We start from the raw sequence: 12347 nt of genomic DNA, 5'->3' as shown, positions 1-12347 counted from the left end.
AAATGCATCAATTATTCCTGTGACAACAGTTCATTCATATCAGATGCGGCCTTCTTACATGCCTCATCTATACTTACCTTATTGCTCCAAGCCTCTACAAGATTTGCTGTGTTCTTGTTTTCCCAAACTACTGTCGCTCTTGAGTGTGGTCTGATTACAAGGTCACTGTCATTTAACATTGTCAAATATGGCTCAAGGTTAAACTTATCTGTATTGTTTTTCCACAAATCAGATACACCCTCATATGCCGCCATTGTTACACCAAGCTTTGCCTGCTTCTCCTGATTATCCTTTGTTGAGAACCACTCGATAAGCTTCCATGCAGCCTCAGGATTCTTTGTACCGGCATTTGCAGCCCATCCGAGACCGTTATAAAGACTTACTCTCTTACCTGTAGTTGCATCCTTTGGAAGTACAGCTACATCACAGTTTGCAACAAGATACTCATTCTCTTTAAACGGAGCAACCATCCATGAGCCCTGTGGGAGCATAGCGATTTTACCTGACTGTAAGAGTACATCTGTACCTGTCTCAGACATTACGGTAGCATCAGGCATAGCATCTTTTCTGAGCTTATCAACAAACTCCATTGCCTTTATAGTATTAGGGTCATCCATTCCCGATTTTTTCTTATCATCTGAAATAACCTTACCACCCATTGAATATACTATATTGTACCATCCGTCCTGGTTGTTTGAAGGATTCATAGCTGTACCGAACTGGCTTCCGTCAGGCTTTGTGAGCTTTACAGCCGCATCATAGTAATCATCCCATGTCCAGTTTTCATCAGGATATGCAAGACCTGCCTCATCAAACATAGTCTTATTGTACCAAAGTGCTATTGTATCCACATCCTTTGGTATAGCATATGTCTTACCGTCATTTACGTATAACTCCTTAACATCTTCAGGGAATTTATCCATCTCAATCTTATCGCTTGCCTTGATTTTGTCTGTAAGATCCATAAGGATATCATTTTCCATATATTTTTGTGACTCATTTGAGTGCATCCAGAATACATCCGGCATATCTCCGCCTGAAGCACCCGCCTCAAGTAATGTCCAATATGCGTCCCATGAGATTACCTGAAGATCTACCTGATATCCTGTTTCTGCAGTAAAATCATTTATGATTTCCTGTAATCCCGGCTTCTGTCCGTTATCCCATATAGCAACTGTAATCTTTCCGCCGTCAGCGCCGCTTTGTGAGCTGTCTGCCGCTGCAGATGATTTATCGGCTCCACCTGATGATGATCCGCCACAAGCTGCCAAAGATAATACCATCATTGATGATAGTGCTAAACCAAGTAATTTTTTCTTAATCATTTTAAGTCCTCCCTTAAATTTCATGGTCTTATAATAATATAATTATTTTTTTCATGCATTTCAAAATGTTATATAAATTTGTCAATTTGTAATTGGTTTCAAGTTCTTTGTTTATTATTACCTGTTTAAGGTGCATTTATACGGTGTTTTAACTTTTATACTATATTCAATGATTGTTATTTCGTAAACTAACTATAAAATTGAATGCACTTACACAGATTTATTATTGCAATTAAAACTTCAACAAAATAAAATATATCCTATGAATATATTTTCAATATGTATTTATATTAAAATGGAGAATTATGGAAGGTATAAATTTTAAGCTTTTTAACGATCAGACATTCTCTGATTGCTTTATAAATTTTGCAGGTCATGAAGAATGCAGTCCCGGACACAGATTCGGCCCTGCTATAAGACCCTGCTATATAATACATTTTATATTAAACGGTAAAGGAAAGTTTTTTTGCTCAAATGTAGAATATGATTTGTGTGAGAATCAAGCTTTTTTAATAGAGCCCAGCGCAATGACTTTTTATCAGGCTGATTTTGAAGATCCCTGGCATTATCTTTGGATTGCATTTAAAGGCGATAAAGCCGTTGAAATAATGAACCGTATCGGTATAAGTTCTGCCAACCCTGTTTTATCCGGTGACAGAGAAAAAATAATAGCTATTACAGAGGCGATACTTGATACGGATTCAAGCGGATTTAAAGAGGAATTAAAAAGACAGTCACTTTTATATGAGTTTTTAAGTGCTATATGTCCCGATACAATGTATTCGGAATCTTTAAGTCAATCGACAGAGCTTAGAAATAATAATTATCTGGTAAGAGCCGTAGAATTTATTCAGAATAATTTCTACAATCAAATAGGTGTTACCGATGTTTCCTCTCATTTAGGTATAAGCAGAAATTATCTTTTTACACTTTTTAAAAATACAATGGGACATTCACCATCTGAATACCTGACGTATTGCAGACTTAACAGAGCCTGTCATATGCTTGATGACTCCGCTCTGTCTGTAGAAAATGTCGCATATTCATGCGGCTATGATTCTCTATCTGTTTTTTCAAAGGCCTTCAAACACAAATACGGTATGACGCCCTCAGCATACAGAAAATTAAAGTATGAAAATGATAAAATGTCGGATCTTGAGTTTAACAGATTTATAAAGAGAATGGATAAAGATACAAAATAAAAATTACCCGGATCATTTAGATCCGGGTAATTTTTTAATTTATATAAATTATCCTAACTGATTTAATCTGCCGATAAGTTCATTTACATCGATACCGTGTACCATAGCTGCCTCTGCAAGTGACTCCATCTGTGATGATGGGCATCCGAGGCAGTGCATACCGATATCCATAAGAACGCTTGCTGCAGCAGGGTTCTCTGAGAGTACCTCACCGATAAGCATATCAGGGCTGTACTTTCCGTCAGCAACTTCCTTCTCAACCTTTCCGAAGAAAAGCTCGATATCATCCTCAACTGTTCCGATACCTGCAATACCGAAGTTCTCAACCAAAACCTTAGCTACATTTGGTGAAAGGAATCCCGGAAGTGTTGGTCCAAGGTGAATGTTCTTTACACCTAAGTATAACAGTGCAAGTAAAACGATAACGGCCTTCTGCTCATACCATGCAATATTGAACTCAAGAGGAAGATCATTGATATCTTCAAGTCCGAATACTTCCTTAAGCTTAAGTGCGATAACTGCCAAAGAGTAAGAGTCATTACACTGACCTGCATCAAGTACTCTCGGAATACCGCCGATATCACCAAGGTCAAGCTTATTGTACTTGTACTTAGCACATCCTGCTGTAAGAATAACAGCATCCTTTGGAAGAGCCTTAGCAAAATCTGTGTAGTAATTTCTGGCCTTTGAACGTCCGTCACAACCTGCCATTACAACAAACTTTGAAATAGCACCTGACTTAACGGCATCAACCACCTTATCTGCAAGTGCAAGAACCTGTGCATGTGCAAAACCGCCTACGATATTTCCGCTCTCAATCTCTGTTGGAGGTGCACACTTCTTAGCCTGCTCGATGATCTCTGAGAAATCCTTCTCCTCACCGATATCACCTGCGATATGCTTACATCCCGGATAACCTGCTGAACCTGTTGTATAAAGTCTGTCAATATAGCTTGCCTTAGGCGGTACGATACAGTTTGTAGTCATAAGGATCGGTCCGTTAAAGCTCTCGAACTCTTCTTTCTGCTTCCACCATGCATTACCGTAGTTACCCTTAAGGTTTGAATACTTCTTAAGCTCAGGATAATACTGACCTGCAAGCATCTCTGAGTGAGTATAAACATCTACGCCTGTTCCCTGTGTCTGCTTTAAGAGCATCTCAAGATCTCTTAAATCATGTCCTGAAACAAGGATACCCGGATTTGTACCTACACCGATATCAACTGTTGTAATCTCAGGATTACCGTAAGCTGTTGTGTTTGCCTTATCAAGTAAAGCCATTCCGTTTACACCGTACTTACCTGTCTCAAGTGTAAGTGCTACTAAATCATCCGCACTCAAGCTGTCATCAAGTGTTGCAGCCAATGCTCTCTGTAAGAATGCATCTACCTCACCGTCATCCTGTAAAAGTGCATTTGCATGCTTTGAATATGCTGAAAGTCCCTTAAGACCGTATATAATAAGCTCTCTAAGGCTTCTGATGTCCTCGTTTTCTGTTGCAAGCACACCTACTGTAGCAGCCTTTGTAAGATACTCACTCTCATCATATGACTCCCAAAGAGCCGCCTCAGGAAGATTATCCTTATTTGAGAGTTCATTTAAAAGTTCCTTCTTAGCATCAAGAGTCTTCTTGATTCTTGCAATAATAGCATCATTGTCAAAGTTGGCATTTGTAATTGTGATGAAAAGGTTTAAAGTAACAAGGTGATTTATTTCCTTGCTTATTTCTTTTCCTTCTGCACGAAGTCTTGTTGTAACTGCTGATATACCCTTACTTACATATATAAGTAAATCCTGCATATTTGCAACTTCAGGCTTCTTACCACATACACCTACCTGTGTACAACCTGTGTTACCTGCTGTCTCCTGACACTGATAACAAAACATTTTGTTTTCCATTTCTACCTCCTCTTACTATGACTGTTCTACAGTCTATGAGCAATCTGTTCTACAGATTTAAGTTTATTTTTCCTTTGCATCTTGTGCATGAGTGTATAATAACAGAAAGAAAATCTAAAAACTGTAACTTTGGTTACTGAGCAATGTTTTTTTTTAAAGACTTTTCAGTCCCTCCAGATTTTTTACTATAAGGTCTTTTCTCACAACCTTTATATAGCCGTCTTCCTGCATTTTCATAAGTTCTCTTGAGAGTGAAGGTCTTGCGGCATTTAAAAAGTCCGCAAACTCTTCTCTACTCATCTTTAAAGTAACTCTGTCTCTGTCATTCATATTCTGCAATATAAATCTTGCAATCTTTTGCTTCAATGTTGAACATGACAGCACCTGTAATCTGTTATTTAAATAGTATGTCCTCTCCGCAAATATTGTGAGCAAATTTGAGAGCATTTTATTTTGAAGTGCTGAAGGCTTATCCCCAAGTCTTGTAAGATACTCTTTGGGTATCTCCAAAATCTTACTTGGCGAACTTGCACATGCATAATTTGCATACTCATCATGATTTAAAAACAAAAAAACCTCTCCGAAAAGCTCTCCGGGGTTTGAAAACATACCTAATATACTTCTTTTTCCGTTCACGGAGTCATTTCCTACAGATACACTACCCTCAACCAACATGGTAATGTATCTTGGTTTGTCTCCCTGATTGAAAATCATCTCACCTTTTCTGAAACCGAGGATATCGGCCTTTGCCTCTTTTAGGCAAAGCTCTATCTCTTCTTCAGTCATTCCCCTAAAGAGTGGGGACTGTGTATAACTTCCTGACATATATCTCCTTCAAGCGTCATACCCGCACGCAACCTTTTTCTAGATTCTTGCATAATTCCGTCAATATAATTCAGTTGCACTAAAACTTCTTTTTCTTCTGCCGTAGTTTCTATTATCTTATCAATTCCGCCGTTTTTGATAACGATTCTCTTATCCGCCATCAATGCCAACAGAGGATCATGAGTAGCCATAAGGACTATCTTATCCTGTGATATCAAAAGGTCTAAAGCCTTCTTTCTGTCTATTCCGGCATTTTCAATCTCATCAATCAAAACGATGGGTGAAGAACTCAGCACTGCAGTATCGGCAATCATAAGAGCTCTGGATTGACCTCCGCTTAGAGCTGTAACTGCTGTCTCCGGTGCAAAACTTTCTCCGGCAAGTTTATTTGCTTCATGTAGGATCTTCTCAACTACAGTATCGATATCTTCGACCATTCTGCTTTCCGCATGCATAGTTATAAATTCACGGGCTGTAAGATCCATAACAAAGTTCATATTTTGTGACAATTGTGCAACTAATTTATTATTTGTAGAATATCGCCATTTCGGATCCGGCTTTTTACCATTTATATATATGGTTCTACCGGTAGGGGTATCATTTTGTGCTGCCCATTCAATGTCAGCCAACAATCTACTCTTTCCGGATCCTGTAGGTCCAACTATAGACACAATTTGTGAAGAAAAAATGTCAAATTTTTCACAATTTTCTTTTTCTCCACTTTTGTTATGACCTGGAAAAATAGTTAAACTTTCTATTTTTTCTTTATTATCACCAAGGAATTGTAGCATTTGCTTGATGAATATGTCAAGCCGGATTTTTAATTCATCCTTATTTATTGCTGTTTCTTCAAGTTCTTCTTCGGTAAATCCATCCAAAAATTCAGAAAAAGTTGCATCCAAACTTTCAGTGATATCAAAGCCTGCGCTCTCAAAGAAATCTGCAGCAAAAGGATATTTTTCCAGTAACTCTTTTAATTTTATTTCACTCATTTATTTGCCTCCCATTGCATCTTCTTGGTATTACCTAATTGGTAATCTTCTCCTATTCTGGTTTCTCCCAGACAATAAGAACACATTGCCGAAGGCATTGCAAACCTGAGTTTCATTCCCTGTACCGACTCAATATTTACTTCATTGTCATATATTAATGTAGACAACTCGAATGCACCCTGACCGCTGAGTCCGTTTACATTCATTACCATGGCTCTCGGATTTACCGCACTCACTCTACCGCTGAATACTTCTCTCTCCGCCTGACTTACTATATCTCCCTTTGTTATGACTACGATATCCGCCGCCTTTAACATAGGTCCTATTTTTTTAGGTGTATTTATACCTGAGAGATTATCTATTACACATACACCTTTTATATCTGTAATATAAGGTGAACATCGATTACAAAGTCCTGCCGACTCTGTAATAAGCAGATCCAGACCTTGTTCCCTTCCCCATTTCACAACATCTTCGATATTTGATGCAAAGAAATGATCGGGACAAAGTCCTCCCGAAAGTCCTTTCTTTACAGGAATGTTTGCCTTTTCATATATTATATCGTCATCGGTATATAAACAGTCAAACTTTACAACTCCCGCCTTTATACCTCTATCCTTCATTGCTTCAATAGTTTTTAAAATAACCGAGGTTTTTCCCGACGAAGGAGGGCCTGAAAATATAACTAAATTCATATATTAATCTCTCCTTATTCTGTCTGACCGTAAAACCATTTTTCAGTATTTGAAAGGATTTCCCCGATATCATTTGAATGAATAAACTCCCATCCTGCCCAAAGGAAGTTTTGATCTTCTGCAAGTTTATTATCATATTCAGGATTTGTCTGTGGGAATTTACCGTCTGCACCCAATATATCCGCCACTTCTTTTGATAAGAGAAAATCTATTAAAGGCTTACTGTTATCATAGTTTTTCTTTCTTGTCAAAAGGAATACAGGACTTATTATAGCTCCGTCCTTTGGCCAAACCACTGTAAGGTTTGAATTTTCCTTTATGGTCTTTGAGAAGAAATAAGGCATAATACTTACTGCAGGTGTATTGAAATCTTTTCTTCCTCCTGTCTTTACCATCTGTGCCGGATGCATAGACTTTAAAAGACCTCTTCCAAGCGCCTCAACAGCTTTTCTTCCGTAATTTGAATATATTCCAAGCATAATCGCATTAAACATATCCAAATCCGAAGTAGGAAGCGCTATGGAGTTTTCAAATTCAGGCTTAAACAGATCCTCCCATGAGGTTGGCAAACTTCTGTCTCCAAGTACATCCTTATTTACAATAAAAATTGCAGGAACAACGCCTATTATAGAATATTCTCCTTTCGGATCCTTTAAGGAAATCATTCCGTTATCTAGAGATTTATTTAATTTTCCCTGTCTATAATCTACAAAAACACCCTTATCTCTAAACTTGCCCATCAACTTCTTATCAAAAAACAAATTAAATCCTGCCGACATATATACATCCGACAAATCGTCTTCCGTCTTTGCATTCCTTATTTCTTCTTCAATAACTTCCATTCCCATACTTGCGGCATTCAGATTGTAGTTTATTTCATAGTCCTGACTTTCCACAAACTTTTCAAACTTTTCTATAAACTGCATTCTTACAGGACATGGCAATATTCCCTTTATAGAGGTCTTTGCATTTTCATCCTGATTTCTTACAATACCGTTATTATCAGACATTACAGTCTTTCTCTCAATGGCCTCTACGAGTTGCTTTTCAAATACCTCAACATTAATATTCTTACTCTTTAAAGCGGTTTCAAGACTGAGAAGTTTTCCCATTGATTTTCTCATCATATCATTCTTTAAATTCTCAAATCCTGCACCTGCCAATACTTCTATAAGCTCCGGGTACTTTTCTGTAACATCATATACTTTATCTTTTATATCAAAGTATTTATTCATATAAACTCCTTTAACTGATTAAACAAAGCCGGATAAGTAAGTCCCGGCTAATACTATAGGTAAATCATATTCTAGTTTGAGTACAACAAAAAATCTGTAACCGATGTTAAAACAAACAAGTATTTATTTTGTTTATTGTATACATCATTCAGCTTGATAGTCTAAAAAGTTGTTTTAGGAAATATATATTTTACAACAAATATGCGTTATAATAAAGCTTATATCAATATTTTTTTATTATTTGGGGGAATAAAATGAATAGAGAAAAGATTCCGGCTTTTGTTGCATTATTTACTGCTACATTTTTCTGGGCTTCAGCCTATATTTTTGTAAAACAGCTTTTAGAAGATGTGTCACCTTATATGATATTGTCTTTAAGATTTTCTTTTGCAGCAATAATACTTGTATTTATTTATAATAAAAAGCTATTGAAGATAAATTTTAAAATATTAAAAGCAGGTATAATAATGGGTATATTTCTTTTCGGAGAATTTTTTACATTTACAGTCGGCTTACAGTATACAACAACCTCACGTTCATCTTTACTTATTGCATCATATATTATACTCCTGCCCCTTGCATACCTTCTTATAATGAGAAGAAGACCCTCATTATCCGATATAATTGTTTCAGTCACCTGCATGATAGGCGTATTCTTTATTTTAGGTAATAATCTTGGAAGCTTTCATATCGGTGATATATATTGCATACTTTGTGCTGTTGACTATGCTTTGTATATTGTTATTTCATCTAAGTACTCAAAACTTTATGATTCCGGAATATTGAATGTATTGCAGGTTTCCACTACAGCCGTTCTTTCTATCCTGTCATTAGTTTTAATCGGAAATAACAGTTTTGCCTTAAATCTTTCAGACAGCTTTCAGTTAATATATCTTACCGTATTTTGTACAACCTTACCTTTCTTTTTAATACTGTACGGTATGAAACATGTATCCGCAACAACAAGCGGAGTATTGCTCTCTCTTGAAAGTGTGATGGCTGCTGTTATGGGAATAATACTTTTACACGAGTCTTTTACTCCGAATCTCATTATAGGTGGAGCAATTGTAATATTTTCATTTATACTGTCCGAAGTTTTACCTAAAATTCTTAAGAATTGAATCGGATATATTTTATTAAAGCAAAAAGGGCCGACAATCAGCCCTTTTATCTTTTATGCGCCCCAAACGGCAGTATCTTTACATTCTTAGAATTTTCAAATAATACTTTTCTTATTTTTTGTTTTCTGATTCTGTTTCCTATAAATACAGCTTTTGAATCCTCAGAAGATTCTGTTAAAAGAAGTGCATATCTGCCGCCTGCCACATCAAAAGTGATGTTTCCTGAATCTGTTGATATATTGCCCTTAGCCCTGACAATATCACCATATTCTCCCCTTATAATATTTTCCATAAAACATACAAAGCTTCCTATACCTGATGCCTTTACTTCAGATAAAGAAAATGTATCAAGCATATCCGATGTATCATCAGTTTTTTGTACAATCTTTTTACTTCCGTCCGGATAAGTGCAGAGAATCTCATCCCACCACTCCGTCCGGTACTCCGAATAATGTCTGTCCGTTACAACAGATTCCGGATCTATACTTTTAACCTCGTTTATCAGTGAAGCTCTTTCTCTCTCTGAAAGGTTTTCAGTCTTTGAAAGTATTACCTGACCTGCACTGCATATCTGATCTTTGAATATATCCGGAAATTCATTGCCGTAGCTTCTTATCCCCTCTATATCCAATATACATATCGGGGATAAGAGTCTTATTTTTTCATATTCTATCCTTTGCAGATTCTTGATTATATTTCCAAGCTTAGCCACACCTGTCGGCTCTACAACCAAATAGTCAGGAGAAATAGTATTTGCAATGGTTAAAACCGACTGTGCAAAATCCTGTTTTGTAGAACAGCATATGCATCCCTCCGTCAGTTCCCAGATATTTATAGTCGAATCTTGAAGCCTTTCACCGTCTACACCAAGATCTGAGTATTCATTTTCCAGAATGGCAAATTCCTTACCGGTCTTTTTTGAAAGAGCCTTTATAAATGTAGTTTTCCCGGCCCCTAAAAAACCGGATACAATCAAGATATCCATGGGATTAATCTTCTATCTTAACTACAGGCTTAATAAGATCTTCCGGCTTATCTCTCATCAAGAACAAAGCTTCTTCGATATGATCGAATCCGTTAAATACATGGCTGCTAAGAGGTGCAAGGTCAAGCTTACCTGCAGCTACCAATGAACCGAGCTTCTCCATACGAAGTCTACCACCCGGCATAAGACCTCCATTGATAAGTTTATGTCCCATTCCTACTCCCCACTCTACACGTGGAATAGCAATGCTCTCACCTTCACCAAGGTAGTTTACATTTCCGATTCTTCCGCCCGGCTTAAGACATTTAACAGCCTCTGCGAATGTATCTACAGTACCGCCTGCAATGATAATCTTATCAACTCCCTTACCTCCGGTCATATCAAGAACCTGCTTATCGATAGGTCCTTCTCTGTATCCGATGAATTCTGTTGCTCCGTAGAATTTAGCGGTATCACGGCAAACTTTTCTTGTTCCTACACCGATAATTCTTGAAGCACCACGAAGAGCCGCGCCTGCAACCGACATAAGACCTACAGGTCCGATTCCGATTACTAAAACTGAATCACCGTACTGAACATCTGCAAGCTCTGCACCATGAAAACCTGTAGGAACCATATCTGAAAGCATACATGCATCTACAGTATTTATACTCGACGGAAGTAAAGCAAGGTTTCCGTCAGCATCGTTTACATGGAAATACTCTGAGAATACACCGTCTTTGAAGTTTGAAAACTTCCATCCTGCAAGCATTCCGCCTGAGTGCATAGAAAATCCTGCCTGAGCCTCAAGTGAATTCCAGTCAGGTGTAATTGCAGGTACCAAAACTCTGTCACCCGGTTTAAAATCTTTTACCAATTCACCTACTTCTACAACCTCTGCACAACCTTCATGTCCCAATATCATGTTGTGACGCTCACCGATAGCACCTTCCCAAAGTGTATGTACGTCTGAAGTACATATAGCGAGTGCCAACGGTCTACATATAGCATCCATAGGACCGCATTTCGGTCTCTCCTTCTCAATCCATCCTGACTCACCGATCTTCAGCATTGCATAACCCTTCATATCATTTCCTCCTGGTATAATTGTTTTGTCCTTAGGTATTTGGGATATGATACCGTTTAAACTATCTCCCACTCCATTTATGTGGACATATTCTTGTTAAAGAATTAACTATATTATATCAAAAGTATACAATAAAATCAACAGATTTATATTATTATTTTTGTATTTCTATACTATTTTAGTATACATTACTTTGACACATTATTGACAGCATTTTATATAAGATCATAAAAAAGAGTGGATTAAAAATCAACCCACCCCAACATTTGACAAAGAACCATTAAAATAAACATAAAAAAAGCACAAATCCTTTATTATAAGGACTGTGCTAAATTTCAAACTGCCGCAGACCGGAATCGAACCGGTACGGGTATTTCTACCCACGGGATTTTAAGTCCCGGGCGTCTGCCTGTTCCGCCACTGCGGCATAAAAGCGACCCGAATCGGACTCGAACCGACGACCTCCGCCGTGACAGGGCGGCGCTCTAACCAACTGAGCCATCGGGCCATAATATTAAGATATAAATATCTCAGCTCCCTGAGTAGGACTTGAACCTACGACACTGCGGTTAACAGCCGCATGCTCTACCGACTGAGCTATCAAGGAATATTGCCCTTAGAAAACTAAGGGCAGTGGAGCTTCAGGGACTCGAACCCGGGACCGATCGGTTATGAGCCGATTGCTCTAACCAACTGAGCTAAAGCTCCCAATAAAGGCTTTCGCCAATGACCCCAACGAGATTTGAACTCGTGTTACCGCCGTGAAAGGGCGATGTCTTAACCGCTTGACCATGGGGCCGAATACTGTGATATTCTACTCTGTGAAGAATAAATTGTCAAGTATTTTTTTATAAAAGGGAATGCACCCTCAAAACTGCCTACCAAATTCCGAGCTATTATAAATTTTTTCCTATCTTTTGGTTAAACCCTCGACCTATTAGTAACCATCAACTCAATACATTACTGTACTTACATCTTGGCCCTATCTACCTCGTAGTCTTC

10 protein-coding genes, 5 tRNA genes and 1 rRNA gene are annotated in these 12347 nt (G+C 37.8%); 2 read left to right on the top strand and 14 right to left on the bottom strand.

Going from position 1 to position 12347, the window contains the following annotated elements:
* Positions 1-11: 11 nt before the first annotated feature.
* On the bottom strand, positions 12-1325 hold the full coding sequence (locus tag SBH76_RS10490) for an ABC transporter substrate-binding protein (protein WP_317977769.1): 1314 nt from the start codon (positions 1323-1325) through the stop codon (positions 12-14).
* A gap of 305 nt (positions 1326-1630) precedes the next feature.
* Here SBH76_RS10490 and SBH76_RS10485 point away from each other — a divergent pair, with 305 nt between their 5' ends.
* Positions 1631-2527: an AraC family transcriptional regulator gene (locus SBH76_RS10485; protein ID WP_317977768.1), complete on the top strand. Its 897-nt coding sequence runs from the start codon at positions 1631-1633 to the stop codon at positions 2525-2527.
* Positions 2528-2575: 48 nt separating this feature from the next.
* Here the strand turns inward: SBH76_RS10485 and hcp are convergent, their stop codons facing one another.
* The 5 genes from hcp to SBH76_RS10460 all read right to left on the bottom strand — a co-directional run bounded on the left by hcp (position 2576) and on the right by SBH76_RS10460 (position 8173).
* Positions 2576-4426 (bottom strand): hydroxylamine reductase, encoded by a 1851-nt coding sequence (hcp, locus tag SBH76_RS10480; RefSeq protein ID WP_317977767.1) that lies wholly within the window; start codon positions 4424-4426, stop codon positions 2576-2578.
* A gap of 153 nt (positions 4427-4579) precedes the next feature.
* Positions 4580-5251, bottom strand: coding sequence for a Crp/Fnr family transcriptional regulator (locus SBH76_RS10475; protein ID WP_314757356.1), 672 nt, complete (start codon positions 5249-5251; stop codon positions 4580-4582).
* A complete protein-coding gene (locus tag SBH76_RS10470) occupies positions 5209-6243 on the bottom strand; it encodes an ATP-binding cassette domain-containing protein (RefSeq protein ID WP_317977766.1) in 1035 nt (344 codons plus the stop codon). Before SBH76_RS10470 ends, SBH76_RS10475 begins: the two co-directional genes overlap by 43 nt.
* The gene (locus tag SBH76_RS10465; protein ID WP_007590952.1) at positions 6240-6938 is read right to left on the bottom strand and encodes a GTP-binding protein; all 699 of its coding nucleotides are present in this window, start codon (positions 6936-6938) and stop codon (positions 6240-6242) included. Before SBH76_RS10465 ends, SBH76_RS10470 begins: the two co-directional genes overlap by 4 nt.
* 14 nt (positions 6939-6952) lie before the next feature.
* The gene (locus tag SBH76_RS10460; protein WP_317977765.1) at positions 6953-8173 is read right to left on the bottom strand and encodes an ABC transporter substrate-binding protein; all 1221 of its coding nucleotides are present in this window, start codon (positions 8171-8173) and stop codon (positions 6953-6955) included.
* A gap of 254 nt (positions 8174-8427) precedes the next feature.
* On the opposite strand from SBH76_RS10460, the gene SBH76_RS10455 reads away from it, so the two are divergent.
* Positions 8428-9294: a DMT family transporter gene (locus tag SBH76_RS10455; protein ID WP_317977764.1), complete on the top strand. Its 867-nt coding sequence runs from the start codon at positions 8428-8430 to the stop codon at positions 9292-9294.
* Positions 9295-9340: 46 nt separating this feature from the next.
* Here SBH76_RS10455 and SBH76_RS10450 read toward each other — a convergent pair whose 3' ends face one another.
* The 8 genes from SBH76_RS10450 to SBH76_RS10415 form a co-directional block, all read right to left on the bottom strand.
* Positions 9341-10279 (bottom strand): GTP-binding protein, encoded by a 939-nt coding sequence (locus SBH76_RS10450; protein ID WP_317977763.1) that lies wholly within the window; start codon positions 10277-10279, stop codon positions 9341-9343.
* Between the two features lie 4 nt (positions 10280-10283).
* On the bottom strand, positions 10284-11345 hold the full coding sequence (locus SBH76_RS10445) for an NAD(P)-dependent alcohol dehydrogenase (protein ID WP_317977762.1): 1062 nt from the start codon (positions 11343-11345) through the stop codon (positions 10284-10286).
* 341 nt (positions 11346-11686) lie between these two features.
* Positions 11687-11772, bottom strand: a tRNA-Leu gene (locus tag SBH76_RS10440).
* A 7-nt stretch (positions 11773-11779) separates the two neighbouring features.
* Positions 11780-11853 (bottom strand) — tRNA-Asp (locus SBH76_RS10435).
* 26 nt (positions 11854-11879) lie between these two features.
* A tRNA-Asn gene (locus SBH76_RS10430) sits at positions 11880-11952 on the bottom strand.
* A gap of 27 nt (positions 11953-11979) precedes the next feature.
* Positions 11980-12053 (bottom strand) — tRNA-Ile (locus tag SBH76_RS10425).
* A 19-nt stretch (positions 12054-12072) separates the two neighbouring features.
* A tRNA-Glu gene (locus SBH76_RS10420) sits at positions 12073-12144 on the bottom strand.
* Positions 12145-12262: 118 nt separating this feature from the next.
* Positions 12263-12347 (bottom strand): 23S ribosomal RNA (locus SBH76_RS10415); the annotation flags it as partial.

The sequence above is a fragment of the Lachnoanaerobaculum sanguinis genome (genome assembly GCF_033242365.1).
Lineage (GTDB): Bacteria > Bacillota > Clostridia > Lachnospirales > Lachnospiraceae > Lachnoanaerobaculum > Lachnoanaerobaculum sanguinis.
This window is presented reverse-complemented; position numbering and strand designations above follow the sequence as displayed.

Bases quoted from the DNA above. Each gene is read 5' to 3' on its own strand.
- SBH76_RS10470 (WP_317977766.1), bottom strand. From the start codon at position 6,243: ATGAGTGAAATAAAATTAAAAGAGTTACTGGAAAAATATCCTTTTGCT.
- SBH76_RS10485 (WP_317977768.1), top strand. From the start codon at position 1,631: ATGGAAGGTATAAATTTTAAGCTTTTTAACGATCAGACATTCTCTGAT.
- SBH76_RS10490 (WP_317977769.1), bottom strand. From the start codon at position 1,325: ATGATTAAGAAAAAATTACTTGGTTTAGCACTATCATCAATGATGGTA.
- SBH76_RS10455 (WP_317977764.1), top strand. From the start codon at position 8,428: ATGAATAGAGAAAAGATTCCGGCTTTTGTTGCATTATTTACTGCTACA.
- SBH76_RS10445 (WP_317977762.1), bottom strand. From the start codon at position 11,345: ATGAAGGGTTATGCAATGCTGAAGATCGGTGAGTCAGGATGGATTGAG.
- hcp (WP_317977767.1), bottom strand. From the start codon at position 4,426: ATGGAAAACAAAATGTTTTGTTATCAGTGTCAGGAGACAGCAGGTAAC.
- SBH76_RS10465 (WP_007590952.1), bottom strand. From the start codon at position 6,938: ATGAATTTAGTTATATTTTCAGGCCCTCCTTCGTCGGGAAAAACCTCG.
- SBH76_RS10475 (WP_314757356.1), bottom strand. From the start codon at position 5,251: ATGTCAGGAAGTTATACACAGTCCCCACTCTTTAGGGGAATGACTGAA.
- SBH76_RS10450 (WP_317977763.1), bottom strand. From the start codon at position 10,279: ATGGATATCTTGATTGTATCCGGTTTTTTAGGGGCCGGGAAAACTACA.
- SBH76_RS10460 (WP_317977765.1), bottom strand. From the start codon at position 8,173: ATGAATAAATACTTTGATATAAAAGATAAAGTATATGATGTTACAGAA.